Source organism: Streptomyces sp. CA-294286, from assembly GCF_050947155.1.
Classification (GTDB): domain Bacteria; phylum Actinomycetota; class Actinomycetes; order Streptomycetales; family Streptomycetaceae; genus Streptomyces.
The window spans coordinates 3,343,334-3,369,770 of record NZ_CP192005.1 but is presented as its reverse complement, the minus strand read 5'-3'; the positions used below and the strand labels follow the sequence as shown (position 1 = coordinate 3,369,770).

Genomic DNA, 26,437 nt, shown 5'->3' with positions numbered 1-26,437 from the left:
CCCAGCTTCCGGACCCCGGCCGCCCCGAACGAGTGGCCCGAAGGACAGCATTCGCTACGATCGGGCCATGCGTTCCGCGCCCCACTCCTCCGCGCGTCCACGGCAGGCTCCGCACCGGGTCGCCGTCCTCGCCCTGCCCGAGGTCATCCCGTTCGAGCTGGGCATCCCGCACCGGATCTTCGGCCGCTCCTACGCCGCCGACGGCTCACCCCTCTACGAGGTCACCACCTTCGGCACCCGACCCGGCCAACTGGTATCCACACAGGCGGACTTCAAGCTGCTCGTCGAGCACGGGCCGGAGGTGCTCGCCACCGCCGACACGGTGATGATCCCGGCCGCGTACGAGCCCGCTTCACTGCACCAGGAGGGCCTGCTCCCCGACGAGCTCGCCGACCTCTTCCGGCACGTACGCCCCGGCACCCGGATGGCGTCCATCTGCACCGGCGGGTTCGTCCTCGCGGCGGCCGGCTACCTCGACGGCCGCCGCGCCACCACGCACTGGCACTGGGCGGAGACCTTCCAACGCCTCTTCCCCGCCGTCCACGTCGACCCGGAAGTGCTGTACGTGGACGAGGGCGACGTCCTCACCTCGGCGGGCGTCGCCGCAGGCATCGACCTGTGCGTGCACATGGTGCGGCGGGACTTCGGGGCGGCGGTGGCGAACGACGTGGCCCGGCGGAGCGTCGTGCCGCCGCACCGTGACGGCGGGCAGTCCCAGTACGTCCGACGTCCGGTCCCGGAACCGCAACTGGCCACGACGACGACGGCCCGCGCGTGGGCGCTGGGCCGCCTGCACGAGCCCATCCAACTGCGCGACATGGCGGAGCAGGAGGCGATGTCCGTAAGGACGTTCACGCGTCGCTTCCGCGAGGAGGCCGGCGTCAGCCCCGGACAGTGGCTGGCCCAGCAGCGGGTGGAACGCGCACGCCATCTGCTGGAGTCCAGCGACCTGTCGATCGACCAGGTGGCCCGGGAAGCCGGTTTCGGCACCGCCCAGTCGATGCGCCAGCACCTTCAGACCGCGCTCGGCGTCCCGCCGACGGTCTATCGCCGCACCTTCCGCACCGCCCCCGGGCAGGCGCTTCCGCGCGCTTAGCCGCGAGCCCCGTCGCTCGGGGTCGTCGTGATCAAGACCTCTCCGGCGGCCGGACAAAGCAGCGTTGACGGGGCGACAGCTGTAGCAGCTCCATCCGCCTCACCGTTGCCCGAGCGTCAGAAGGTGAGGACGGCGCGTGCCACCCTGCCGTGGCGCGTGTCGTCGGCCGCCTTCGCGAAGTCCTCCACCGGGTACGTCCCGGTCACCAACTCGTCGAGCAGCAACCGCCCCCGGAGGTACAGCTCCGCGTACAGGGGGATGTCCCGCTGCGGGCGGGACGAACCGTAGCGGCAGCCGAGTATGGACTTGTCCAGGAACATCGCGGCGGGCAGGAACGTCGCCTCCTCGGCCGGGGCCGTCACACCGAGGAGCACGGCCTGGCCGTGTCGGTCGAGGAGGTCGACGGCCTTGCGGACGAGCTCGGTCCGGCCGACGCATTCGAAGACGTGGTCGGCGCCGCTGGGCAGGACGCCGTCGCGCACGGCGTCCGCGGAAGGCAGGAAGTGGGTCGCGCCGAAGAGCCGCGCGGCGCCCTCCTTGGCGGGGTTGGTGTCGACGGCGACGATCGTGGAGGCACCGGCGATACGGGCGCCCTGGATGACGTTGAGGCCGATGCCGCCGGCGCCCAGCACGACGACGCTCTCGCCGAGGGCGACCCTGGCACGATTGAGGACCGCGCCGACGCCCGTGACCACCGCGCAGCCCAGGAGCGCGGCGGAGGCCAGGGGGACGTCCGGCGGGATCCTGACCGCCTGGACGGCCTTCACCAGCGTGCGTTCCGCGAAGGAGGAGCTGGCGGCGAACTGGTGGAGGGGGGCGCCTGCGCGCGAGAACGGCCGGCCGGGCATGCCGATGGCCTTGCGGCACATCGTGGGGCGGCCCCGGTCGCACTGGGGGCAGGCGCCGCAGGCGGCCAGGGTGGAGAGGGCCACGTGGTCGCCGGGGGCGACGTGCGCGACGCCCTCGCCGACGGCTTCGACCACACCGGCGCCCTCGTGGCCCAGGACCAGGGGTGTGGGGAAGGGGATGGTGCCGTCCAGGACGGAGAGGTCGCTGTGGCAGAGGCCGGCGGCGGCGACCGCGACCTGGACCTCGCCGGGGGCCGGGGGCCGGAGGTCCAGGTCGTCGACGACCTGCGGGTGTGTGCCGTCGAAGATGACGCCGCGCATGGGGGCTCCCTCGGTGGATGCGTGCGGTGCGGGCGGTGCGGTGCGGGCGGTGCAGTGCGGGCGGTGCGGGCGGTGCAGTGCGGGCGGTGCGGGCGGTGCAGTGCGGGCGGTGCGGGCGGTGCAGTGCGGGCGGTGCGGGCGGTGCAGTGCGGGCGGTGCGGGCGGTGCAGTGCGGGCGGTGCGGGCGGTACGGTGCGGGCGGTACGGTGCGGGCGGTGCGGGCAGGTGGGTGGGTGGGTGAGTGCTGCCGGCGGCCTGCTGCCTCCGGGCTCTTGGACGGCGGGTCGCGGGTTATCGGTCCTCTTCCCGTGAGCCTGCCGGGCCCCGTGCGCTTCCCGCGTTCGGGCGGGCGCCCCGGCCGGCTGCCTCGCGCATCTCCTCCAGGCGCGCCAGCATCGGCATCGGGTCCATGCCCACCGTCCCCGGCAGGAAGTCGGCGAGGGTCTCCGGGGTCCAGGAGCCCGCCTGCGCGTACGCAGCCCGCAGTTCCCTCGGCTGGGCCCAGACCGCGATCTTCGGGCCGGCCACCGTGTAGACCTGCCCGGTGATGCCGTTCGCGCGGGCGTGCTCGGACAGGAGGTAGACGACGAGGGCGGCGACGTCCTCCGGCTCGCCGATCTCCTTGAGCTCCATGGGGACGTCCGCCGACATGCGGGTACGTGCCACCGGCGCCACCGCGTTCGCCGTGACCCCGTACTTGTGCAGGCCGAGCGCCGCGCTGCGGACGAGCGAGATGATGCCGCCCTTGGCGGCGCTGTAGTTCGCCTGCGAGACGCTGCCCTGGTGATTGCCGCTGGTGAAGCCGATCAGGGTCCCGGAACCCTGGGCGCGCATCACGGACGACGCCGCGCGGAAGACGGTGAAGGTGCCCTTGAGGTGGGTGGCGACGACCGCGTCCCACTCCTCCTCGGACATGTTGAACAGCATGCGCTCGCGCAGGATCCCGGCCACGCAGACGACTCCGTCGAGACGCCCGAAGGCGGTCTGCGCGACGTCGACGACCCGCTGGCCGCCCGCCATGGTGGAGATGTCGTCGGCGACGGCGACCGCCTCTCCGCCGCCCGACTCGATCTGCTCGACCACCTCCCGGGCGACCTCGCTCGTCGGCCGCGCGCCCGTCGTCGACACCCCGTAGTCGTTGACGATCACCCGTGCGCCCTCCGCCGCGCACGCCGTCGCCACCGCCCGTCCGATCCCGCGCCCCGCGCCGGTCACCGCTATGACCTTGCCGGCCAAGAAGTTCCCCATCATCACGCCTTCCCAAGGTTTCTGACGGACCGTTAGATTTTACGGCCCGTGCGCCGCCCCGGCACAAGCCCCAGGAGGCTTCGTCATGACGCTGCCCGCCGAGTTCCACGACATCGCCAAGCGCGTGAACAACTGGGGGCGTTGGGGCACCGACGACGAGATCGGGACGCTCAACCTCGTCACGGACGAGGTCGTACGGGAGGCCGCCCGCACCGTCCGCAGCGGCCGGCGCGTCCCGCTGGCGCTGCCCCTCCAGCAGGACGGCGTCCAGACGGGCATGATTCCGGGACGGGTGAACCCGCTGCACTCGATGGTGCAGATCAACCAGGAGCTGTTCGGCCCCGGCACCGTCGCCACCAGCGACGACGTCGTGACCATGGGGCTCCAGGCGGCCACCCACTGGGACGCCCTCACGCACGCCTCGCACTCGGGGAAGATCTACAACGGCCGGTCCGCGGACACCGTCACCGCGCACGCCCGCGCCGCGTTCAGCGGCATCGACAAGGTCCGGCACGTCGTCTCGCGCGCGGTGCTGCTGGACGTGGCACGGGCGCACGGGGTCGACCGGCTGCCGGGCGGCCATGCCGTGACGCCCCACGACCTGGAAGCCGCCGAGGAGTTCGCCTCGGTCAGGGTCCGCTCGGGCGATGTGGTGCTCGTGCGGACCGGGCAGATGCGGGTGTACCTGGGCGGGGACAAGCACGCGTACGGATACCCGTCGCCCGGCCTCTCCGTCCGGACGCCCGAGTGGTTCCACGCCCGCGAGGCCGCCGCCGTCGCGAACGACACCCTCACCTTCGAAATCGTCCCGCCGGAGATCGAGGACCTCTGGCTGCCGGTGCACGCCCTGCACCTGGTCGAGATGGGCATGCTCCAGGGCCAGAACTGGAACCTGGAGGAGCTGTCGGAGGTCTGCGCGCAGGAGCGGCGGTACGCGTTCCTGCTGTCGGCGATGCCGGAGCCGTTCGTCGGCGGCACGGGGACGCCGGTCGCGCCGGTCGCGATCCTCTAGACAGGAGCCGGAATCCGTACCGGAGCGATCGGCATCCGTCGGCGGGGGCCGACGCGACCGGTCCGTTACGATCGCTGACGGAGGCCGTCGCGCCAGTGCGACGGCCCACCGCTCCTACCGACCCGCCTTCGCCGAGGGCCGGGTTACGCCGGCCGTCCGGGAACCGGGTCGTACCTCGGCGTCCCCTCGCGGCGAATCGCTCACCCCAGGGTGATCAGGCCGCCACCCCGCGTCAACACCGGGTCGGCGCCGTGCCCGTCACGCCAGGTGGGTGACGGCGCACGACGGCTCGTACAGCCCGGCCTCGGGGTGGTCCGCGAGCGCCCCTCCGGCAGGCTCGGTCCGACGGTCCACCTCGCACCAGATCCGTTTGCCTGCGCCCTCGACCTGCCAGCCCCACCGGTCGGCGAGTCCGTCGACCAGTTCCAGGCCGCGCCCGTTGGTGTCGTCACCCTCGGCGTGCCGCGGCCGGGGCGGGCACGCGCTGACGTCCGCGACCTCCACCCGCACCGTGCCGCCGCAGGACACCGCCTCCGGTCCGGCCCCTGCTGCCGGAACCGGACCGGAGCCGGCACCCGGGCCCGGACAGGGCGCCGGGCCCGCCCCCGGCTCCGCACGGACGGAACCGGAGTCGCCGTCGGCCGCGTCCGCCTCGTCCCCGGGGAAGAGCATCCGCAGCACGGCAGGACAGCCCGTGTGCACGACCGCGTTGGTCACCAGCTCGGAAATGAGCAGGATCAGCGTCTCGGCGAGCGACTCGTCGACCGCTATGCCTGCCCCGGCCAGCCGGGACCGCGCCCATCTACGGGCCCGCCCCACCTCCGCGGGGTCGGCCCCGACCTCCAACTGCATCTGAAGCACCTGCACCGCTCACACCATCCGAACCGGCGGACACAACGCCTCGTGTCTCCTCAGGGTCACGGAACGTGATTCCCTTGCGAGACAGCATGGTTGACGCATCGTCACCGCAACAAGCGCTTCAGGCATATTCCAGCGCGAAGGAGTACGCGTCCTGCATACTGTGCGACGCACGCTGCGGAGAGTCGAACGTGAGCGCTTGTGGCGCGACCGTCCGACGCGAGCAGCGGTGCTCTCGCAGCGCGTCGCCCGGTCCGGAGCCGCCATACAGACCGCACCGGGAAGACCCCGCTCCACCACCACTCGCATCTGCGGAGCGTACCCGAGCCGGGGCCCGACTCCTGCCCGTGACGACTCCTGAGAAGGACACAACCCGATATCGACGCAGGGTGACCTCTTCTGCCGCTACCTTTGCCCACCGGACCGAACCGCCGTTCCGTTTGGTCCGGTTGCTCCCGAAGCGGCCGATCACACCTGATCAGCGGGCCCGTCGTGGTGGTCCTCAGCCGTCCCACCGGTCCGCGCCGGCGAGCAGATCGGCCGCCAGCTCCTCCTCCGCCCGCGCCCTCGTCGGCCCCCGCCCGGCCCGCACCCATGCTCGCTTCAGGTGCAGGTGTACGTCGGACTCCCAGGTGAAGCCCGTGCCGCCGCACACCTGGAGGCAGTCGCGGGCGTTGTCCTGCGCCGCTTCGTCGGCGAGCAGCTTCGCGGCCGTGATCTCGGCGTGCGCCCCGGTGACGGCTGCGGCGTACACGGCGGTCCGGGCGAGCTCGGCCCGCACCAGCATCCCGGCGCACAGGTGCTGCACTGCTTGGAATGCGCCGACCGGCTGCCCGAACTGTGTCCGTGTGCGAGCGTGTTGGACCGCGAGGTCGACCGTGCGGCCCGCACTTCCGCACTGTTCGGCGGCGGTGAGGAGGACCGCCTCCGGCTCCGGGGGTGCGGGGCTTCGGACGTCCGGCGGCAGGCGGTGCAGCGGGGTGAGCGGGTCCACCGAGCGGATCGGCCGGGCGTCCGCCCGTCCGGGCGGGTCCACGCCCCGTACGACGTCCGCGTCCGCGAGGTGGGCCACCAGCGGCCCGTACGGGGCGGTGACCACCGCCTCCCCCTCCGCGGCCCCCTTCACCTCCCCGGCCGCGAGATGGGTGTCCACCAGGGGGCCGGGCAGCAGCGCGCGGCCCGCCTCCTCGAAGAGCAGGACCGCTTCGGCCAGGCCCAGGCCGGCCCCGCCCTCCGCTTCGGGCAGGCGCAGCGCGAAGAAGCCCGCTGCACCGAGCGCGCGCCACAGGGACCGGTCCAGACGTCCGCCGCGGCCGGCGGCGGCGCGCAGTGCCTCGCGGTCGAAGCGCCGGTCGAGCAGTTCCCGTGCCCCTGCTCGCAGGGCGCGCTGGTCGTCGGTCGGCCGGAAGTCCACGGGAGTCGCTTCACCGGCCCTTCGGGAGGCCGAGGAGGCGCTCGGCGACGATGTTCCGCTGGATCTGGGAGGTGCCCGCGGCGATGGTGTACGAGAGGGAGGTCAGGCGGTCGGCGGCCCACTCGTGGTCGAGGTCCAGCGACCCGGGGCCCAGGACCTCGGCGGCCGTGTCGTACAGCTCCTGGCGGGCGTGCGAGTAGCGCAGCTTGAAGACGGAGCCGCCCGCGCCGGGGACGCCGCCGGTGTGCTGGGCCGCACTGACGTTCCACTGGACGAGCCGCCACAGGACGGTGAGGTCCGCGTGCAGCCGGCCCAGCCGGCGGCGCAGCACCGGGTCGTCCCAGCGGCCGTTCGCGCGGGCCGTCCGGGCGAGGGCGGCGAGCGTGCGGCGGCAGGCGACGACCTCGCCGGCGAAGGCGGTGCCGCGTTCGAAGGAGAGGGTGACCAGGGTGACGCGCCAGCCGTCGTTCTCCGCGCCGACGCGGTTGCCGACGGGGACGCGCACCTCGTCGAGGAACACCTCGGCGAACTCGGCGGTGCCGGCGAGCGTGCGCAGCGGCCGTACGGTCACCCCTGGTGCGTCCATCGGCAGCGCGAGCCAGCTGATGCCCTTGTGCTTCGGCGTGCCCGGGGCGACGGGCGCGGTGCGGACCAGGAGCTCGCACCAGTCGGCGACCTCGGCGTGCGAGGTCCAGGTCTTGGAGCCAGTGACCACGTAGTGGTCGCCGTCGCGGACCGCCCGGGTGCGCAGGGACGCCAGGTCGGAGCCGGCCTCGGGTTCGCTGAAGCCCTGGCACCACACCTCGTCGCCGCGCAGGATCGGCGGCAGCCAGCGGGCCCGCTGCTCGGGGGTTCCCTCGGCGGCGATCGTGGGGCCCGCGTGCAGCAGCCCGACGAAGTTGGCGCCGACGTAGGGGGCGCCGGCACGTTCGGTCTCCTCCAGGAAGATGAGGTGCTGGGTGGGGGTCGCCGTGTGCGGGAGGCCGGCGTACCCGGCGTCGTGCAGCATCCGCTGCCAGCCGGTGTCGTACGCGCGTCTGGCGGGCCAGTCGAGCGGGTCGGGCCGCTCCGGCAGCGAGGGCAGGACGCGCGCCAGCCAGCTGCGCAGCTCCGCCCGGAACCGCTCCTCCTGGGGCGTGTACGTGAGGTCCATCAGCCGGCTCGCCGCTCCTTGTCCAGGTCGAGGCCGAGCATCCGGATGGCGTTGCCGCGCATCAGCTTGTGGACCGTCTCGTCGTCGAGGCCCCTGACGTGGTCGAGGGCGACCTCCTTGGTGTGCGGGAAGGTCGAGTCGACGTGCGGGTAGTCGGTCTCGAAGGTGGCGTTGTCGCGGCCGACGACGTCGAGCGAGGCGATGCCGTGCTTGTCGCGGAAGAAGCAGCAGAAGATCTGCCGGTAGTAGTAGGTGGAGGGCGGTTCGGGGATCAGGTCCTTGACGCCGCCCCAGGCGCGGTGCTCCTCCCACACGTCGTCGGCGCGTTCCAGCGCGTACGGTATCCAGCCCATCTGGCCCTCGCTGTAGGCGAGTCTGAGCTGCGGGAACCTCACCAGGACCCCGGAGAAGAGGAAGTCCATCATCGAGGCCATCGCGTTGTTGAAGGACAGGGCGGCCTGGACGGCGGGCGGGGCGTCGGGGGAAGCGGCGGGCATCTGGGAGCTGCTGCCGATGTGCATGTTGACGACCGTCTGCGTCTCCTCGCACACCGCGAAGAAGGGGTCCCAGTAACCGGAGTGGATGGAGGGGAGCCCGAGGTGGGTGGGGATCTCGGAGAAGGTCACGGCGCGCACCCCGCGTGCCGCGTTGCGCCGGATCTCGGCCACCGCGAGGCCGATGTCCCAGAGGGGGACGAGGCACAGGGGGATCAGCCTGCCGCCGCTGTCGCCGCACCACTCCTCGACCATCCAGTCGTTGTACGCGCGCACGCAGGCCAGCGCGACCTCCTTGTCGTGCGCCTCGGCGAAGGTCTGGCCGCAGAAGCGCGGGAAGGTGGGGAAGCACAGCGAGCCCTCGACGTGGTTGAGGTCCATGTCCTTGAGGCGTTCGGCCGGGTCCCAGCAGCCCTTGCGCATCTCGGCGCGGGTGATGCCCTCAAGGGTCATCTCGTCGCGGTCGAAGCCGACGGCGGCGATGTTGCGCTTGTACGGGAACTTGAGGTCCTCGTAGACCCACCAGTCGGTCGGCGGCCCCTCCGGGTCCATGGTGATGACGTACTTGCCGCCCCGGTAGGCCAGTTCGCCGATTCCCGCGGTGAGGGGCTGCGGGCCGCGGGCGCGGTACTTCGCGGGGAGCCAGGTGGAGAACAGGTGCGGGGGCTCGATCACGTGGTCGTCGACGCTGATGATCCGGGGCAGTTCCATCCGGCGTTCCCTTTCGGGTGGTCCTTGTATCTGATGACCCGTCAGAACCGAGGCTAGCGGCGCACCCCTGGACCGACAAGGCGCGCCGCCCTACCCTCGGCCGTGGATCTGACTGGCCGTCAGGTCGCGTCGGCAGTCGAAGGGGAAGCCCGTGAGCGCACCGCACACCCCGCCCCCGTACGTGCCGCACCCGGGCGCCCCGCCCCCGGAGACCCCGCGCACCCTCGGCACGTCCCGCACCCTCTGGGAGCTGGTGGTGCGCCGGGCCGCGCTCACCCCCGACCGGCCGGTGCTCCTCCAGGGGGAACGCACCCTCACCTTCGGCGCGCTGCGCACCCGTGCCGAGCGGGCCGCCGCCGGACTGTACGAGCGGGGGGTGAGGGCCGGGAGCGTGGTCGCGTGGCAGTTGCCGACCCGGATCGAGACGGTGCTCCTCTCCCTCGCACTGGCCCGCCTGGGGGCCGTGCAGTCGCCCCTGATCCCCTTCCTCCGCGACCGCGAAGTGGGCTTCGCGCTGCGCGAGGCCGGGGCCGACTGCTTCGCGGTGCCCGGTCACCGGCGGGGTTTCGACCACGCCGCGATGGCCCACCGCCTCGCACCGGACCTGCCCCGCACCCTCCTCGTGCTCGACGTGTACGACGCCCTGCCGGACGCGGATCCCGGGCTGCTGCCGCCCGCTCCGGCCGACGGCACGTCCGTACGGTGGATCTACTGGACGTCGGGGACGACCGCCGCTCCCCGCGGCGTGCTGCACACCGACCGGTCCCTCCTGGCGGGCGGGTCGTGCCTGGCGCACGCGCTGCGGCTGCGCGCGGACGACGTCGGGTCGATCGCCTTCCCGTACGCGCACATCGGCGGCCCCGACTACCTGGTGATGCTGCTGCTGTACGGCTTTCCCGCGGTCCTCTTCGAGCACTTCCGGCTGCCGGAGTCTTTGGCCGAATATCGCCGCCACCGGGTGACCGTGGCGGGCGGCTCCACGGCGTTCTACTCGATGTTCCTGGCCGAACAGCGCAAACAGCCGGGCCGGCCGGTGATCCCCACGCTCCGGCTGCTCGCGGGCGGAGGCGCGCCGAAACCGCCGGAGCTGTACCACGCCGTCGTACGGGAGTTGGGGTGCGCCCTCACCCACGGGTACGGGATGACCGAGGTGCCCATGATCACGATGAACTCGCCGGACGACACCCCGCACCACCTGGCCACCACGGAGGGCCGGCCCCCGGAGGGCATGTCGGTCCGCGTCACCGATCCCGGGGGCCGGCCCGTGCCGCCCGGGGTCGACGGCGAGATACGGCTGCGCGGAGAGGCGGTCTGCCAGGGATATTTGGGGGCGGAGGCTTCGGGCGCGGCCGGCGCATTCGACCAGGACGGGTACCTGCTCACCGGCGACCTGGGGCACCTGACGGCGTCGGGGCACCTGGTGCTGACCGGGCGGCTCAAGGACGTCATCATCCGCAAGGGCGAGAACGTCTCCGCGAAGGAGATCGAGGACCTGCTGCACGCCCACCCCGCGGTCGCCGAGGCGGCGGTGATCGGACTGCCCGACGAGACGTGCGGGGAGCAGGTGTGCGCCGTGGTCGAACTGCGCGGGCCGGACGGGGAGCTGACGCTGCCGGACGTCGTGGCGTACCTGCGCGGGGCCGGACTGGCCGCGTACAAGCTGCCCGAGCGGCTGGAGGTGGTCGACGCGATGCCGAGGAACGAGACGCTGCGCAAGGTGCTCAAGTACCGGCTGAGGGAGCGGTTCGGCGGCTGAGCCGGACCGCTCCCGCACGGCACGAGGCGCCCTGCCCCGGGCGGCAGCGTTACCGCAGGTCCGGGCCGTCCAGCGTGTAGTACACGGCGAAGGCGTTCATGGTCTCCTCCTCGGTGATGCGGCCGTCACCGTCCGCGTCCAGGGCGGCGGCCACCCGCTCGGCGACCTGCTCGTCCGCGCCCAGGACCCGCAGCAGTCTGGTGGCCGACCGGACGGTGAGCCCGTCCCCCTCGTCGTCCGCCGACGCCGCGATCTCGATCGCCGACCGCAGGAAGGGGCGGGCGATCTCGGCGAACCGCTGGGGGTTGTCGCGCAGGCGCTTGACCGCGCCCGTCACGAACTCGCCGCGGGTCACCCGCTGGTCACCGTCCACGTCGGCGATTCCGGCCATGCCCTGCCAGAACGCCTCGGCGCCGCTGTAGAGGGCCTGCCCCTTGTCGCAGCGGGCGGTGGTGTCGAACTCGGCAAGAATGGCGGCGGCCGCGGCACTGAAGTCCTCGCGGTCGATGTAGCCGTTGCCGTCCTGGTCGAAGGAGGCGAAACGGGCCGCTGTCTTGCGCTCGTACTCTGCGCTGTCCATGCAGGCGAGGGTACGTGCTGGGGGTGGAACGAGGCAGGTGGTGTGCGGAAATCATCCCGGAGAGGGGACCTCGGACACCAGGCCGACGACGCGGAACGCGCGCCCGGGGCGGGCGCTCGCCGGGGTTCAGGCGGACAGGGACTGCGCCGAGTCGTCCACGGCCGTCTGCACGTCAGGGAACACCTCGAACAGACGCCGCACGCCGAGGGCGGCGAGGACCCGGTTGACGTGGCTGCCGTCGACCGCGCCGCGCGCCGGGAGGATCAGCCGCAGGCTGCCCTGGCAGGAACGCATCAGCCGACGGGCGGCGATCAGCACGCCGACCCCGCTGGAGTCGCAGAACAGCACGTCCGTCAGGTCCAGCACGACCCGGTGCCGGCCGTCCGCGACGGCGTGGTGCACGTGCTGGCGGACGGCGGGCGAGGTCACCAGGTCCAGTTCGCCGGAGATGTGCAGCACGGCCCAGCCGCCGTGCTCGGCCTCTTTCACCTTCAGCGTCACGCGTCGGACCTTTCGCCTAACCGGAAGTAGTCCTTCCTCAACGCGGCTTCCCTACCGCCCCTCCATGAAACACCGCCTTCCTGTGCGCCACGTCGGCAGGAGGTGCGCCGTGACCGGATCGCTGCCGTCCAGGACCGCGGACGGTACGCACTTGCCACAATGGGGCATGCGCCGTCCGGTCCGCGCACTACATTCGAAGGAGCAGGGGCACGGGGCGGTGACGGGGATGTCGTACGGGTCGCCCGTACGGCGGTGTCGCACGGGGAGGGGAACCGGATGGCGAAGGACGCACCTCCGCGCTGGGACCGCAGGATGCAGCAGCGGCTGGCACGGGGCGAGGCAGCGGCACTCGGAGAGCTGTACGACCGGTTCGCGTCCCTGGTGCACAGCCTGGCGCACCGGGTGCTGGACGACGAGGACGCCGCCGACCAGATCACCCGGGACGTCTTCGGTCACGTCTGGGAGAACCCGCACGCCTACGACCCGAAGGAAGGCTCCATGCGTGCCTGGATAGCCCGGCTCACCAACCGCCGCGCTGTGCACCGGCTGCGGCAGTCGGAGTCGGCGGCGCTCGCGGACGGCGAGGGCGCGGCCGAGGAACTGGAGCTGAAGGTGGACCGGGCGGCGGCCGTGGCCCGCGCGGACTACATCGTCACGTCGATGCCGGCTCCCCTGCGGGAGGCCCTGGAACTCGCGTACTTCAAACGCTTCGACTACCGGCAGACCGCCCATCGGCTGGGCGTCACCGAGGACGAGGCGCGCCGCAGGCTGCGGCTGGGCCTGCAACTGCTCTCGACCGCGCACGCGGCCCGCGGCACCGGCGGCCGGGAGTACGGGAGCGCCCGGTGAACGGCACCCCGGAAACGACGGCCACGGGCCGCCCGGCACACCCCACGACCCCGGACGAGCCGCCCGTACGGCAGGACCCGGCGGTACGGGACGAGCCTGCCGTACGGGAGGAGCCGGCCGGACGGGAAGAGCCTGCCGTACGGGGAGGGCCCACCGCACAGGACGAGCCTTCCGTACGGGACCGGCCCGCCCAGCAGGACGGGTTCGCCGTACGGGACGAGCCCGTCGTCGGCCCGGAAGGCGGTGGCGGCGGAGTCGTCGACCCGCACCGCATCCTCAAGTCCCTCCTCGGCGCCTGGGCGCTGGCCGCCTGTTCCCCCGAGGAGACCCTCGCCGTCGAGGAGCACCTCACCGACTGCGGCTCCTGCGCGGAGGAGGCGGTGCGGCTGCGGGACGCGGTCGGCCTGCTCCAGACCGAGCGCGGACTCGACCTCGACCCGCAGCTCCGCTCCCGCGTCCTGGCCACCTGCCTCAGCCGCCGCCCGCCCCGCGTCCCGGTGCCCGCCTGGGCGCAGCCCTACGACACCGAGACGGCCCGCCTGGACGCCCTGCTGTCGGACATCGACCCCGGCGAATGGCACGCCCCCGTGCAGTTGCGCTGGTTCGAGGAGGAACGGCAGGTCCGGCGCAAGGCGACCGTCGCCTCGGTCATCGGCCACCTCATGACGGTCGACGGACTCGTGGCCGCGGCCCTCGGTCTCGACGACCCCCTCGACGCGGCCGGTGACGGGGACCCCACCAGCCGCACGGAGACGTACTGGCTGAGCGCCCGGCAGCCGCCCACCCTCACCGTCCGCGGCCCGTGGCGCGAACAGAGCCACACCCTGCTGCGCACGGTGTCCTTCGCGGGCGGCGGGGCCGCGGAACTGGACGTCTCCTACGGCGCCTTCACCCTGCCCCTCGAAGACGCGCTGCTGGAGCGGGCCTTCGAGTGCTGGGTGCACGCCGACGACATCGCGCGGGCCGTGGACTACCCGTACGAGCCGCCGACCGGCGCCCACCTGCACAAGCTGATCGACCTGGCCGCCCGGCTGCTCCCCGGCACGCTCGCCGCCCGCCGCCGGGCCGGACTCGCCGCGCCCGCGCAGTCGCTCGTCACGGCGGGCTCACCCGGCCGCACCCTGCACCTGGAGGTCGAGGGGCCCGGGGGCGGCGACTGGTGGATCCCGCTGGACTCCCCCGCCGCCGTCGGCTCCGCGGACCGCAAGGTGGCGCACATCGCGCTGGACGGCGTCGAGTTCTGCCAGCTGGCCGCCGGACACGTCTCGCCCCAGGAAGCGGCGGCGGGCCAGCTCGGCGACCGGGCGGCGGTGCGGGACGTGCTGTTCGCGGCGGCGTCGCTGTCACGGCTGTGAGGCCCCGCGCACGCCGGCCGCGCTAGGCGAAGACGACCGTACGGTGCCCGTTGAGCAGCACCCGGTGCTCGCTGTGCCACTTCACCGCGCGCGCCAGTGCCTGGCACTCGACGTCGCGGCCGATGGCCACCAGCTGCTCGGGCGTGACCTCGTGGCCGACCCGCTCGACCTCCTGCTCGATGATCGGGCCCTCGTCGAGGTCGGCCGTCACGTAGTGCGCGGTCGCGCCGATCAGCTTCACGCCGCGCGCGTGCGCCTGGTGGTAGGGCTTGGCGCCCTTGAAGCTCGGCAGGAAGGAGTGGTGGATGTTGATGATCCGGCCGCTGAGCTGCTTGCACAGGTGGTCGGAGAGGACCTGCATGTAGCGGGCGAGCACGACCAGTTCCACCCGCTCCGCCTCGACCAGGTCGAGCACCTGCTGCTCGGCGGTCGCCTTGGTGTCCTTCGTCACGGGGATGTGGTGGAAGGGGATGTCGTACGAGGCGACCAGTTCGCGGAAGTCCGGGTGGTTGGAGACGACGGCGGCGATCTCCACCGGCAGCGCACCGATCCGCGAGCGGAACAGCAGGTCGTTGAGGCAGTGGCCGAACTTGCTGACCATGAGCACGATCCGCATCCGGTCCGCGGCCCGGTGGATCTGCCAGTCCATCCGGAACGCGTCCCCGATCGCGGCGAAACTGGCCCGCAGCTTGTCCACCGACACCGGGTCCTGCGCCGAGAACGCGACCCGCATGAAGAACAGCCCCGTGTCGTGGTCCCCGAACTGCCTGCTGTCCTCGATGTTGCAGCCGGTCATGAAGAGGTAACTGGACACGGCGTGCACGATGCCCTGCTTGTCCGGGCAGGAGAGGGTCAGGACGTAGTGGTCGGTGGCGGGGGTGGCCGGGGAGCCGGCCTTGGGGTCGCTCATGACCCCAGAGGATCGCACATCCGCCCAGATCAGGCGGGAGTGGTCAGAATGCGGATGACGTCCAGGGAGCGCGGCGCGGTGTCCGGGTCGTCCCCGTCGCTCGTCGCCATCCGTACGTGCGCCTCCCGCGCCGCCCGGACCGCCTCCGGCCACAGGGGGTGCGCCAGATAGGCCGGTACGGGGGCGTCCGCGCCGACCTCGTGCATGATCCGCAGGACCCGGAGCACGGCGGCGTCCACGAGGGCCGCCTCGTCCGGATCCCGGAATATGGACCCGACGTACTTCTCGGCGGACCAGTTGTCCAGCCAGGTGTCCTCGACGAGGCGGTACACGGCATCGGTGATGTCCCCGTACCCGTCGAGACCGGCCAGCCAGCACTCCTGGTGGAAGACGGGGTCGGAGAGCATGTGCAGCGCGGAACGCACCTGAGTGCGCCAGCGCCACCACGGCATGTCATTCAGCGGCATGCCGCCCATGGTGGTGGAGCGACGGCCGCGACGGGAAGGGTTCGCAGAAGCTTGCACGGTTGCCGATCGTACGGGCATGCGAATTCAGTCCGGACAAGCCCCCACGATTCCCCCGTCACCGCACCGGCGACCCGCCCGTCGGCCGCGGCACGCGCGCGTGCGCTTGCTCACAGGTCCGTCGCCTGGTGCCGGGTCAGCCCGTACTTCCCGGCGATCGAGTTCCACAGCACCACCGCCTCCTTCTTCGCCCGGGACGCCTTGCCGCTCTCCCGGTCGCCCAGCTGGCGTGCGCCGGTGGCCTGCGCCTTGCCGTTCGGGCAGAAGCGCTGCTTGCCGCCGGCGACCCGGTCGGCCCATGCCGCGTAGTGGTCGTCGGCCGCCGCGGACGCCTGCCACGCCCTGTTGAGCGCCTCGGTCAGTGCCGCGTGCTCGGGCAGCTTGTCCACCGTGAGGGCTTCCAGCCGGTTCACCAGGCCGCGCCGCTGGGTGGCCGCGCCGCGCAGGTCGGACGCCGCCTTGTCGAGCTTCTCGCACCTGCTGATGGAGTCGACGGCGTTGATGACCGTGGAACGGCTGTCGTTGCTGGTCTCCAGGAGCTTCTCCAGCGCCTGGGCCTGCGCCTCGGCGGGGTCCGCGGCCTTGTCGGCGGGCGTCGCGGGCAGCGAACTGCCGGACGCCACCGTCGTGGCGTCGTCCCCCTTGGCGTCCGTGTCGCCGCCCGAACTGGCCAGCGCGCTGATGCCCAGGCCGAGCACCGAGCACCCGATCACCACGGCGGCGATCATCGGCACCGCGCCGACCTTGCGCCGACCGGGCGCGGGATCACCGCCGGGCCCGTAACCGCCCTGTCCGTGGCCGGGCTGCTGGTACTGCTGGTAGCGCGCCTCCTCCTGCTCGGCCTCCTGCTGCCGGGGCGGCAGGAAGCGCGGCATCTGCTGCGTGGAGGCGGGTGCGTCCGGCTCCTCGGCGGCGGCCCGGGGGGCGGACGGACGGAAGAGGCTGTCGAACTCGGCGGGCGGCTGGCGCTCCCCGGGCGCGCCCGGCCGCAACGGCGCCTCGGGACGCGGCGCGTACGCGGCGTCGGCGGGCACCGGCGGCAGGTACTGCGTGGCGTCGGCGTCCGACCCGGCGGGCGGCTGGAGCGCCTGCTGTCCGAGGAACTGGGTTCCGTCGAGGGGTCCGGCGCTCCCGGCGTGGCTTCCGTGGCCGGCAGCCCCGTAACCGGACTGGTCCGCCGCGGCCGTGCGGTCTCCGAGGCCGGAGGGGTGCGTCATCGGGTGCTCCGGCGGGAGCGCCCCGGGGCCCTGCGGCACGGGCGGGATGAACTGGGTGGCGTCCGCGTCCCCGCCGGGCGCGGGCATGTCCCAGGCGGGCTGCTGCGGCGCCGACGGCTGTGCGTGCGGCTGGGCCAGGGGCGGCTGAGGCATCGGCTGCCAGCCCGTCATCTGCTGCGGCGCGGAGGGCTGTTGGGGCTCCGGGAAACTCCGGGGGCTCCGGGTGTCCTGGGCGTCCGCCCCCCACGACTGGTCCCAGCCCCGCCCCTGGGACGGCGTCGCCCCGTCGGCTCCCTGTCCGGGGGCCTCGCCCGGCATCCCGCCCGGCGCGGCCGGCCACTGCTGCTGGTACTGCCGCGGGTCGTACTGCTGCGGTGCGTAGGGCTGTTGCTGCGCCTGCTGCGGGTACTGCTGCGCCGGGGGCAGCCCTGCACCCTCGTGTGCGGGGCGCACAGCGGGATGCTGCGGCTCATCACCCTGTTCGCTCTGCGTCAACGGGGGCTCCTGCCATCGGTACCGGGGTTCCTCGCCGCGAGGGCGAGGGACGGAATCACCGGTTCACGCTACCGGGTGAATCCGCCCCGCTGCCACGCGCCCGTGGTCGCTGGTCACCGGCACCCCGCCCGACCTCGTACGCCGTCCCGCACCGTCGGCCGTTGACGCTGCTCAGGGGGTGTTCGTACGACGCCTCACGCTGCCTGCATCTCCATCCGCGCCCCGAACTCCCGTACCGAGGGCTCGTCGCGGTACGGGTCGAGACGCTGCTGCAAGTCCTCCAGGTACTCCGCCCCCCGGTTCGACCGCAGCGTTCCCAGGAGCTCGGCCGCACGCGTGCCCGTGTGACAGGCCTGTTCCACCTCGCGCTGCTGCACCTGCGCGGAGGCGAGCAGCACGAGGCCGATGGCCCGTCGGCGCACCCGGCTGTCCGGATGTCCGGACAGGCTCTCCTGCGCCCTGCGCGCCGCCGCCTGCGCCTGCCCCAAGTCGCGGTGGCAGTGCGCGAGTTCGTCGGCGAGGTACGCCTGGTCGAAGTGCGCGATCCACACCGGGTCGTCCCCCGTGTCGCCCGCGTCGTGCGCCCGCTCCATCGCCGACTGCGCCTTCCCCGCCACCGTCTGGCAGGTCCTCTCGTCGCCCAGCAGCGCGTGGCCGCGCGCCTCCGCCGCGTAGAACATCGCCTCCGTACGGGGCGTGACCCGTCCCCTCGCGCCCTCCTGCGCGGCCCTCGCCAACTGGGCGATCTCGCGCGGGTTCCCGAGCTGGGCGGCGAGGTGGCTCATGGAGGCGGCCAGTACGTACCCTCCGTACCCCCGGTCCCCCGCCGCCTGGGCGAGCCGCAGTGCCTGGATGTAGTAGCGCTGGGCGAGCCCCGGCTGCCCCGTGTCGACGGCCATGTATCCGGCCAGCTCGGTCAGCCTGGCGACCGCGGCGAACAGTTCCCGGCCGACGGCCTCCCGGTAGGACCCGGACAGCAGCCCGGAGACGACGCTGTTGAGGTAGTGCACGACGATCGGCCGCACGTGCCCCGCGCCGAACTTGTGGTCCAGGGCCACCAGCGCCTCCGTCGTCGCCCGTACCGCCTGCACGTCGCTCGCCCCCACCCGCGATCCGGCATGCCGTGCCACCTGGTGGTCCGCGCCCGTGATCAGCCAGTCCCTGCTCGGCTCCACCAGTGCCGACGACGCCACGGAGGAACCGGACAGGAAGTCCCGGCGACCCACGTCGCTGCGCCACAGCTCGCAGACCTGCTCGATCGCGCCCAGGACGGTCGGCGAGAACTGGAGCCCGATGCCGGACGCCAGGTTCTTGCCGTTGGCCATGCCGATCTCGTCGATGGTGACCGTGCGCCCCAGTTTGCGGCCCAGGGCCTCCGCGATGATGCCCGGGGCCCGCCCCCGGGGCTGCTGGCCGCGCAGCCACCGCGCGACCGACGTCTTGTCGTAGCGCAGGTCGAGGCCGTGCTCGGCGCCGCACATGTTGACCCGGCGGGCCAGGCCGGCGTTGGAGCAGCCGGCCTCCTGGATGAGCGCCTGGAGACGTTCGTTCGGCTGACGAGCGACGAGCGGCCTGGCTGCCATGTGTACCCCCTGGTGCGGGCGCTGGGAACTCCTGGTGAATCCCTGCGGATTCCGTGCGGAGATCAATGCCCTGCGGATATGCAAAGAATGCGAGACATCTACGGTGATGCGCGCACATGCCGGAACACGGAGGTTTTTCCGGTACTTCCGCGTACCGTCGTGAACTTCCTGATACGGCCCTGTACTTCCGGGGAGCGGCGGGTGGTTCCGGCTGGTTCCGGGCTTCCACAGGTGTGGCTTCCCGCCCACCGCCCCGGACCCACCTGCGCGCCCCCGCCCGTGCACCCATGCGCCCCGCATGCAGGATCGTTGCGCCACGTCCCGGCAGGCCACGCCCGTAACCGGAGTTGGCAGGCGTAGTTGTGTTGTTCGTGGAAGAGACCATCGGAGTCACGGACGTCACGGACGCAGACCGGATCCCTCAGCAGCGACGAGATCAGCTGCTCGACAGCGCCGTGCGATACGCGGAAGAACGGCACTGGGACGTGGTCCCCGGCACCTGGCTGGAGGCGCGGGAGGGGGTCGAGCGCTGCTCGTGCGGCGACGTGACGTGCACCGCCCCCGGCGCGCACCCCACCGGCGACGACTGGGCGACGCAGGCGACGGGCAGTGCGGTGGCGGCGCGCAGGATGTGGCAGAAGACGCCCGGGGCCTCGATCCTGCTGCCCACCGGCCGCACCTTCGACGCCCTCGACGTGCCCGAGACGGCCGGTTTCCTGGCGCTGGCCAGGATGGAGCGCATGGACCTCGCCCTCGGCCCGGTGACCAGCACCCCCGACCGCCGGCTCCTCTTCTTCGTGCTGCCGGGCGCGGGCGCGAAGATTCCGGACCTGGTACGGAAGCTGGGCTGGGCACCGAACGCCCTCGACCTGGTCTCGCGCGGCGAGGGCGACTACGTGGCGGCCCCGCCGACCCGCATGGGAGGCATGGGCGCCGTGCAGTGGGCCCGCCGTCCCACCCCGGCGAACCGGTGGCTGCCGGACGCCGAGGAGCTGATCAACCCCCTCGCGTACGCGTGCGGGCGGGAAGCGGCTACTGCGCGGGGGCGCGCTCGAACATAGGGTGGGCCCGTCATACGGGGACCACGAAAGGCAACGCGTCATGCCTGACCAAGCATTCGACCACGGGCCGACCGAACAGTCCGGGCAGGCGGGCGAGGCGCACACGGCGCCGCCCGCCGCGGTACGGGTTCAGGGGCTGTGGAAACGATTCGGCGAGCAGGTCGCCGTCGCCGGGATCGATCTCGAACTGCCCGCGGGAAAGTTCATCGGCCTGGTCGGGCCGAACGGCGCCGGCAAGACCACCACCCTGTCCATGGTGACGGGGCTGCTGCGTCCCGATCAGGGCACCGTGGAGATCGGCGGCCACGACGTGTGGCGCGACCCGGTGCGGGTCAAGTCGCGCATCGGCGTGCTGCCCGAGGGCCTCCGCCTGTTCGAGCGGCTGTCGGGACGCGAACTGCTCGCCTACAGCGGCCGGTTGCGGGGGCTCCCCGGCGCCGAGGTCGACAAGCGGGCGACCCAGCTCCTGGACGTACTGGACCTGGCGGGCTCCCAGCACAAACTCGTCGTCGACTACTCGACGGGCATGCGCAAGAAGATCGGTCTCGCCGCCGCCCTGCTCCACAACCCGCAAGTCCTCTTCCTGGACGAGCCGTTCGAAGGCGTCGACCCGGTGTCGGCGCAGACCATCCGGGGCGTGCTGGAGCGCTACACCGCGTCGGGCGCCACCGTGATCTTCTCCAGCCACGTCATGGAGCTGGTGGAGTCGCTGTGCGACTGGGTGGCGGTGATGGCCGCGGGCCGCATCCGCGCCCAGGGCACGCTGGCGCAGGTGCGCGGCGACGCGCCGACCCTCCAGAGCGCGTTCCTGGAGCTGGTGGGGGCGCAGGGACGCGACGCCGGGGAGAGCCTGGACTGGCTGGGCGGCGGGGCGGGACGATGAGTGCCGACACCGTGGTCGCCCCGGCCGGCTCCGCCGGTCCCGCCGACGCTGTTTCCTCGGGGCTGACGCCCCTGTTCGTACGGCTGAAGCTGGCGCTCCTGAAGAACGGGCTGCGGCAGTCGTCCGGGCGCACCGCCGCCTTCATCGCCTCCTTCGTGCTGGTGGTGCTGTTCTCCGCGGCGCAGTTGTTGGGGCTGATCCTGCTGCGCGGGACGGAGTTCGCCCCGGCCTTCACGCTGCTGATCACGCTCGTCCTCGCGCTCGGCTGGACGTTCATGCCGCTGTTCTTCCCGAGCGGCGACGAGACGCTCGACCCTTCGCGGCTGGTGATGCTCCCGTTGCGGCCCCGGCCCCTGGTGCGGGCGCTACTGGTGGCGTCGCTGGTGGGCATAGGGCCGCTGTTCACCGTCTGCCTGGTGGTGGGTTCGGTGATCGCCGTGGCGCACGGGTTCGCGGGGGCGGTGACGGCGCTGCTCGGCGCCGTGCTGACCGTCCTTACCTGCGTGGCCCTCGCCCGTACCGTCGCGACCCTGAACGTACGGCTGCTGACCAGTCGACGGGGCCGGGACCTGGCGGTGCTGAGCGGGCTCGTCATCGCCGTGGGCATCCAGGTCGTCAACTTCGGCTGGCAGCGACTGGCCAGGTCCGGCGACCTGTCGGTGCTCGACCCGGTCACCGAGGTCGTGCAGTGGATTCCGCCGGCCTCGGCGGTCGGCGCGGTGCACTCGGTGAGCGAGGGGGCGTACGGGCGCGGTGTCTGCCAGCTGCTGCTCGCCGTGGCGGCCCTGGTGCTGCTGCTGTGGGTGTGGGAGCGCGGGCTCGTCAAGCTGATGACGGAGCCCGACGGGTCGACCCTCCAGGCGTCGTCAGGACCCTCGCGCAAGGAGTCCAAGGCGGGGCCGCTGTCGCGGCTGCTGCCGGACGGGCGTACCGGGGCCACCGTGCAGCGGGTCCTGCGGTACATCTGGCGCGACCCCAAGACGAAGGGCGCCTGGATCACCTCGCTGGCGATCGGGCTGATCATCCCGGTCTTCAACGCCCTCCAGGGCACGGGGTCGGTGTACCTCGCGTGCATCGCGACGGGGATGCTCGGCATGCTCACCTTCAACCAGTTCGGGACGGACACGTCGGCGTTCTGGATGGTCGCGACGTCGATCTCGACGACCCGGGACGCGTACGAGGAGCTGCGGGCGCGGCTGCTGGCGCTGCTGGCGATCACCATCCCGTACACGCTGCTCGTGACGTGCGTGACGGCGGCGGTCGTCGGCGACTGGCGCACGCTGCCCGAGGTGCTGGGGCTGGCGTTCGCCCTGCTGGGGGCGCTGCTGGCGGCCGGCATGGTGGCCTCCATGCGCTACCCGTACTCGGTGCCCAGCGAGGGCAGCAAGACCGTGGCCCCCGGACAGGGGTCGCTGGCGTGGATGTCGCTGGTCGCGGGCGTGGTGGTGTCGATGGTGCTGTGCGCGCCGCTGATCGCGCTGACGGTGTGGCTGCACGTGGCGGGGCACGCGACCTGGATCCTGCTGCCGGTCGGGACGGTGTACGGGGCGCTGGCGGCGTGGGTCGGCCTGAAGGCGGCGGCGCCGGGGACGGCTCGGCGGTTGCCGGAGATTCTGGGGGCGGTGAGCAAGGGGTAGGGCGGGGCGGGGGCCTTGTGCCTGGGGGGTACGGGGGTGGAGGGGCGCGGGGCGGGCGTGCGGCGCGGGGCGTACGGCGGGGGGCGGGGCGTACGGCGGGCGGACGGCGCGGGGCGGGTGCACCTCCGGTGGGGGGCCGCCCCCTTGCCCGCCCGTCCCGCCCCCGGGGGGCGGCCCCGCCGCCCAAGGGGGCTGACGTAGGCGGCCCCGCCGCCCAAGGGGGCTGACGTAGGCGGCCCCGCCGCCCAAGGGGGCTGACGTAGGGGGTCGCGGCGTCCGAGGGGGCTGTCGGGCTTGGGGGCGGGGTCAGCGGAGGGGGGTGAGGGTTTCCTCCAGGAAGGGTTCGATGGCGGTGCGCCAGCCTTCCGGCTGGTCGTAGTGGACCAGGTGGCCCGCTTCGACCACCTCCGCGTACCTCCCCTTCGGCAGCACCCGCACCATCTCCTGCGCCTCGGCCCTTCCCAGCTCACCGTCCAGACCGCGTACGACCAGCGTCGGGCACTGCACCTGGGACAGCTCGTCCCAGTGCGCCTCGTACACCCACGTCGCCCGGGACAGCAGCATCTGGCGGCGCGAGAAGACCGGACGCCAGCCGTCCGACCGTTCCGCCATCACCTCGGCGAAGAACTCGCCGCGCGCCGGGGAGGGCCGCTCCACCCACGGGTCGTCCTCGCCGAACCACTTCCGTACGTCCGCGAGCGTGGCGAAGGGCACCGGCCACGCCTTGAACCAGTCCTCCCACTCCCGCTGGGAGGCGGCCCCGAGTGCCGAGGCCCGCATGTCGCAGACGACAAGCGCCCGCACCAGGTCCGGCCGTTTGGCGGCGAGCTGCCAGGCGGTCAGTGCGCCCATCGAGTGGCCGATCAGGGTCACAGGGCCCAGGCCCAGCTGCTCGACCGCCGCCTCCGCGTCGGCGACGTACGCCTCGCGCGTGAAGGGCCCGTCCGCCGGTTTCTCGCTGCGACCGTGGCCGCGCTGGTCGAGGGCGACCGCCCGGTGCCGCTCGCTGAGCCATCGGGCCGTCTCCGCCCAGTGCGAGGAGCGGCCCATCAGGCCGTGCAGCAAAAGGACGCCGGAAGACCCCTCCGGCTCACCGCCGTCCTTGGGCGGGTCGGCGAACTCCCAGGCGGCGAGGCGTACGCCGTCTGCTCCGGTCACATCGATGCGCCGCACCATATGGCCTGGCACCCCCTTCTGCTTCCGGTCGTTCCGGTTCGGGACCGTCTTCGTTGCCTGCTCTGCCCGCTCTCTCCACAACCGCTACGACACTCAAGTTATCGAACTCTCATTCGAAAAGGCGGGTCCGGCACGCAAGACCCCACTTTCGAGTGACAACGCTCAAGGATTGGCTCGCGCTGCCGAGGGGAGATCTTCTGCGGGAGGCGGGCCGCTCGGGGAAGACGGTCCGCGGGAGTCGACCTAGGGAGCTCGGGGCTCCAGGTCGACGCAGGGGAGGACAGGCCCCGGCGCCTCAGGGCGCCGGGGCCCTCTTCGTACGGCGCCTTCCGCGACGCCGTGTGCGCTACGTACGACGGGCTCATCCCCCGCCTCCTCCCCGGCCGCGCTGCGGGCCCGACCGGCAGCCCTCATTCACGATGTGTGCCCCGGTTCGTGCGCCGCAGACACAGCGTGGCACGCGATCCGTCCGGCCGCTGGCATTCCGGTGCGAAAGTGGGGGTCAACTCCCCGGCAGTGCCGGGGAGTTGACCTTGCTGACGGTCGCACCCGTGCGGGCGGTGGATTCCAGGCCCCGACGACCGACCTCGGGCCTGGGCCCGGTGGGGGCTCGGTTCCGGGCGTGATGCGGGCTCGGTTCAGGATCCGGTGCGGGCTCGGGTCAGTCGAGGACCTGGTGCGGGCTCGGCTCGGCTCGGTTCAGGACCAGGACCAGGTCCGGGCTCGGGTCGGTTGAGGACCGGGTGCGGGCTCGGCTCGATTCAGGACCTGGTCCGGGCTCGGTTCAGGACCCGGTCCGGGCGCGGGGTGCAGGACCTCGGGCGGGCTCGGGTCGGGTCAGGGCTTGGCGACGAAGACGTGCGACGCCGTCTCCGTGTCCAGCTCCGCGGCCTCTCCGCTGCTGCCCACCAGTACGCCGCCCGGCGACTCGGTCACGCTGACCACCGAGCCGGGCTGCACGCCCGCGCGACGCAGCGTGTACATCAGCTGGGCGTCGGTCTGGATGGGCTCGCCGATCCGCCGTACGACGACGGTCTTGCCCTCAGGGCCCGGCGCCAGCTCGCTCAGACTGACCATCCCGTCGTTCAGGAACGGGTCGGCCTCGGCCTTCTCGCCCAGCTCCTCCAGGCCCGGGATGGGGTTGCCGTACGGGGACTCGGTGGGGTGGCGGAGCAGTTCGAGCACCCGGCGCTCGACCGCCTCGCTCATCACGTGCTCCCAGCGGCACGCTTCCGCGTGCACCTGCTCCCACTCCAGGCCGATCACGTCGACGAGGAGGCACTCGGCCAGGCGGTGCTTGCGCATCACGCGGGTGGCGAGCCTGCGGCCCTCCTCGGTGAACTCCAGGTGGCGGTCGCCCGCGACCGTCACCAGTCCGTCGCGCTCCATGCGCGCCACCGTCTGACTGACGGTCGGCCCGCTCTGGTCCAGGCGCTCGGCGATACGGGCGCGCATGGGGACGACGCCCTCCTCCTCAAGTTCGAGGATGGTGCGGAGATACATCTCCGTGGTGTCGATCAGTCCGGACATGTGTGCCCCTCGATGCTGTGGCAGAAAATCGTCGTGCGCTCAGTCGCCCTGCGCAGGCCCTGGACCAATTCTGACGCATCCCACTGACAACCGTGCCGCACCGGTGCGAGGCGGTATTGACAGGCCCCTGGTCCAGACCGCACCGTGCTGCGATGAGCGAGAACAAACTGGCCGGCCAGTTCTTCGACGCCGCGATCGGACTGCTGCACAAGGTGCAGGACGAGGAGTCGGAGTCCATCGCCGCGGCGGGCGCCGCGATCGCCGACACCGTGGCCGCCGGCGGCCGGCTCTTCGCCTTCGGCGCGGGCCACTCCTCACTGGCCGCGCAGGACGTCGTCTACCGGGCCGGCGGCCTCGCCCTGATGAATCTGCTCGCCGTCCCCGGCGTCGTCGGCGTGGACGTCATGCCCGCCACCCTGGGCTCCGCCCTGGAACGCGTCGACGGCCTGGCGGGCGCGGTCCTGGACAGCAGCCCCGCCAAACCCGGCGACGTACTCGTCGTCATCTCCCTGTCCGGGCGCAACGCGCTGCCCGTCGAGATGGCGATGAACGCGCGGGCCCTGGGGCTGAAGGTGATCGGCGTGACGTCCGTGGCGTACGCGGAGGGCACCAGGTCGCGTCACAAGTCGGGCAGTTTCCTCAAGGACCACTGCGACATCGTGCTCGACAGCAAGATCGCCGTGGGTGACGCCGAGCTGACCGCGGACGGCGTCGGCGCGCCCTTCGCCCCCGCCTCCACCGTGGTCACCACCGCCCTGATGCAGGCGGTCATGGCCGCCGCGGCCGGCGAACTCGTGGCCCGCGGCGTCGAACCGCCGCTGCTGCGCTCGGGGAACGTGGACGGCGGACACGAGTGGAACGGACGCGTGATGAGCGAGTACGGGGACCGGATCTTCTTCCGGCACTGAGCGCGTACACCCCTCCACCCAGCGAGCGCACCACGGTGCCGAGCACGCGCACCACGGTGCCGAGCTCGCGCACACCGGTACCGGGCATACGCAACCGGTACCGGGCACCCGCATGCCGGTACCGGGGGCCCGCGGTACCGCTCCGGGCACGCCCACTACGGCGTCGTCAGTGCGCGAGCCCGGTACGCGGGCCGACGCGCGCGTTCCGTACGCGGGCTGAGCGTGCGTCCGCCGTGCCGGTCACGCATGCTCGGCGCACGTGCGCCGTCTCCGTGACCGCGTGTTCGGCGTGCGTCCGCCGTGCCCGTCACGCATGC

The 26,437-nt window shown here is 72.7% G+C and carries 23 protein-coding genes; 9 read left to right on the top strand and 14 right to left on the bottom strand.

The window, feature by feature from the left end; genetic code table 11:
• Positions 1-67: 67 nt before the first annotated feature.
• On the top strand, positions 68-1,096 hold the full coding sequence (locus ACQPZG_RS19750; RefSeq protein ID WP_433547055.1) for a GlxA family transcriptional regulator: 1,029 nt from the start codon (positions 68-70) through the stop codon (positions 1,094-1,096).
• Positions 1,097-1,212: 116 nt separating this feature from the next.
• Here the strand turns inward: ACQPZG_RS19750 and ACQPZG_RS19745 are convergent, their stop codons facing one another.
• The gene (locus tag ACQPZG_RS19745) at positions 1,213-2,265 is read right to left on the bottom strand and encodes a Zn-dependent alcohol dehydrogenase (RefSeq protein WP_433547054.1); all 1,053 of its coding nucleotides are present in this window, start codon (positions 2,263-2,265) and stop codon (positions 1,213-1,215) included.
• Between the two features lie 291 nt (positions 2,266-2,556).
• A complete protein-coding gene (locus ACQPZG_RS19740; protein WP_433549473.1) occupies positions 2,557-3,513 on the bottom strand; it encodes an SDR family oxidoreductase in 957 nt (318 codons plus the stop codon).
• Between the two features lie 85 nt (positions 3,514-3,598).
• On the opposite strand from ACQPZG_RS19740, the gene ACQPZG_RS19735 reads away from it, so the two are divergent.
• Positions 3,599-4,525, top strand: a complete 927-nt coding sequence (locus ACQPZG_RS19735) for a cyclase family protein (protein WP_433547053.1) — start codon at positions 3,599-3,601, stop codon at positions 4,523-4,525.
• A 258-nt stretch (positions 4,526-4,783) separates the two neighbouring features.
• Here the strand turns inward: ACQPZG_RS19735 and ACQPZG_RS19730 are convergent, their stop codons facing one another.
• The 4 genes from ACQPZG_RS19730 to ACQPZG_RS19715 form a co-directional block, all read right to left on the bottom strand.
• A complete protein-coding gene (locus ACQPZG_RS19730) occupies positions 4,784-5,392 on the bottom strand; it encodes an ATP-binding protein (RefSeq protein WP_433547052.1) in 609 nt (202 codons plus the stop codon).
• Positions 5,393-5,885: 493 nt separating this feature from the next.
• Complete coding sequence (locus tag ACQPZG_RS19725; protein WP_433547051.1) at positions 5,886-6,797, bottom strand: acyl-CoA dehydrogenase family protein; 912 nt, start codon at positions 6,795-6,797, stop codon at positions 5,886-5,888.
• A gap of 10 nt (positions 6,798-6,807) precedes the next feature.
• Entirely contained in the window at positions 6,808-7,950 is a 1,143-nt protein-coding gene (locus ACQPZG_RS19720) for an acyl-CoA dehydrogenase family protein (RefSeq protein ID WP_433547050.1), read from the bottom strand.
• Entirely contained in the window at positions 7,950-9,155 is a 1,206-nt protein-coding gene (locus ACQPZG_RS19715) for an amidohydrolase family protein (protein WP_433547049.1), read from the bottom strand. The genes ACQPZG_RS19720 and ACQPZG_RS19715 overlap by 1 nt, the downstream gene beginning before the upstream one ends.
• A 181-nt stretch (positions 9,156-9,336) precedes the next feature.
• Here ACQPZG_RS19715 and ACQPZG_RS19710 point away from each other — a divergent pair, with 181 nt between their 5' ends.
• Positions 9,337-10,911, top strand: a complete 1,575-nt coding sequence (locus ACQPZG_RS19710; protein ID WP_433549472.1) for an AMP-binding protein — start codon at positions 9,337-9,339, stop codon at positions 10,909-10,911.
• A gap of 49 nt (positions 10,912-10,960) precedes the next feature.
• Here the strand turns inward: ACQPZG_RS19710 and ACQPZG_RS19705 are convergent, their stop codons facing one another.
• On the bottom strand, positions 10,961-11,491 hold the full coding sequence (locus tag ACQPZG_RS19705; protein ID WP_433547048.1) for an EF-hand domain-containing protein: 531 nt from the start codon (positions 11,489-11,491) through the stop codon (positions 10,961-10,963).
• A gap of 126 nt (positions 11,492-11,617) precedes the next feature.
• A complete protein-coding gene (locus ACQPZG_RS19700) occupies positions 11,618-11,992 on the bottom strand; it encodes an STAS domain-containing protein (RefSeq protein WP_433547047.1) in 375 nt (124 codons plus the stop codon).
• Positions 11,993-12,268: 276 nt separating this feature from the next.
• Between ACQPZG_RS19700 and ACQPZG_RS19695 the strand changes: the two genes are divergently transcribed.
• Positions 12,269-12,841, top strand: a complete 573-nt coding sequence (locus ACQPZG_RS19695) for a sigma-70 family RNA polymerase sigma factor (RefSeq protein ID WP_433547046.1) — start codon at positions 12,269-12,271, stop codon at positions 12,839-12,841.
• Entirely contained in the window at positions 12,838-14,196 is a 1,359-nt protein-coding gene (locus tag ACQPZG_RS19690) for a zf-HC2 domain-containing protein (RefSeq protein WP_433547045.1), read from the top strand. The genes ACQPZG_RS19695 and ACQPZG_RS19690 overlap by 4 nt, the downstream gene beginning before the upstream one ends.
• Positions 14,197-14,218: 22 nt before the next feature.
• Here ACQPZG_RS19690 and purU read toward each other — a convergent pair whose 3' ends face one another.
• The 4 genes from purU to ACQPZG_RS19670 all read right to left on the bottom strand — a co-directional run bounded on the left by purU (position 14,219) and on the right by ACQPZG_RS19670 (position 18,925).
• Positions 14,219-15,106, bottom strand: coding sequence for a formyltetrahydrofolate deformylase (gene purU, locus ACQPZG_RS19685; RefSeq protein ID WP_433547044.1), 888 nt, complete (start codon positions 15,104-15,106; stop codon positions 14,219-14,221).
• A gap of 29 nt (positions 15,107-15,135) precedes the next feature.
• Positions 15,136-15,651, bottom strand: a complete 516-nt coding sequence (locus tag ACQPZG_RS19680; protein WP_433547043.1) for an SCO4402 family protein — start codon at positions 15,649-15,651, stop codon at positions 15,136-15,138.
• 89 nt (positions 15,652-15,740) lie between these two features.
• Positions 15,741-17,300 carry a hypothetical protein gene (locus ACQPZG_RS19675; protein WP_433547042.1) on the bottom strand — a complete coding sequence of 520 codons (1,560 nt, stop codon included), beginning with the start codon at positions 17,298-17,300 and terminating at the stop codon, positions 15,741-15,743.
• Between the two features lie 236 nt (positions 17,301-17,536).
• On the bottom strand, positions 17,537-18,925 hold the full coding sequence (locus ACQPZG_RS19670; RefSeq protein ID WP_433547041.1) for a transcriptional regulator: 1,389 nt from the start codon (positions 18,923-18,925) through the stop codon (positions 17,537-17,539).
• A 362-nt stretch (positions 18,926-19,287) separates the two neighbouring features.
• Between ACQPZG_RS19670 and ACQPZG_RS19665 the strand changes: the two genes are divergently transcribed.
• The 3 genes from ACQPZG_RS19665 to ACQPZG_RS19655 are packed head-to-tail and all read left to right on the top strand — an operon-like array spanning position 19,288 to position 22,506.
• A complete protein-coding gene (locus ACQPZG_RS19665) occupies positions 19,288-19,986 on the top strand; it encodes a bifunctional DNA primase/polymerase (protein ID WP_433547040.1) in 699 nt (232 codons plus the stop codon).
• Between the two features lie 40 nt (positions 19,987-20,026).
• Complete coding sequence (locus tag ACQPZG_RS19660) at positions 20,027-20,869, top strand: ABC transporter ATP-binding protein (RefSeq protein WP_433547039.1); 843 nt, start codon at positions 20,027-20,029, stop codon at positions 20,867-20,869.
• Positions 20,866-22,506 carry a transporter gene (locus ACQPZG_RS19655; RefSeq protein WP_433547038.1) on the top strand — a complete coding sequence of 547 codons (1,641 nt, stop codon included), beginning with the start codon at positions 20,866-20,868 and terminating at the stop codon, positions 22,504-22,506. The genes ACQPZG_RS19660 and ACQPZG_RS19655 overlap by 4 nt, the downstream gene beginning before the upstream one ends.
• Positions 22,507-22,812: 306 nt before the next feature.
• On the opposite strand, the gene ACQPZG_RS19650 is transcribed toward ACQPZG_RS19655, so the two are convergent.
• Complete coding sequence (locus ACQPZG_RS19650; protein WP_433547037.1) at positions 22,813-23,682, bottom strand: alpha/beta fold hydrolase; 870 nt, start codon at positions 23,680-23,682, stop codon at positions 22,813-22,815.
• A gap of 837 nt (positions 23,683-24,519) precedes the next feature.
• On the bottom strand, positions 24,520-25,212 hold the full coding sequence (locus ACQPZG_RS19645) for a metal-dependent transcriptional regulator (protein ID WP_433547036.1): 693 nt from the start codon (positions 25,210-25,212) through the stop codon (positions 24,520-24,522).
• Between the two features lie 152 nt (positions 25,213-25,364).
• On the opposite strand from ACQPZG_RS19645, the gene ACQPZG_RS19640 reads away from it, so the two are divergent.
• Positions 25,365-26,120 (top strand): SIS domain-containing protein, encoded by a 756-nt coding sequence (locus tag ACQPZG_RS19640; RefSeq protein WP_433547035.1) that lies wholly within the window; start codon positions 25,365-25,367, stop codon positions 26,118-26,120.
• The last annotated feature ends 317 nt before the right edge of the window (positions 26,121-26,437 follow it).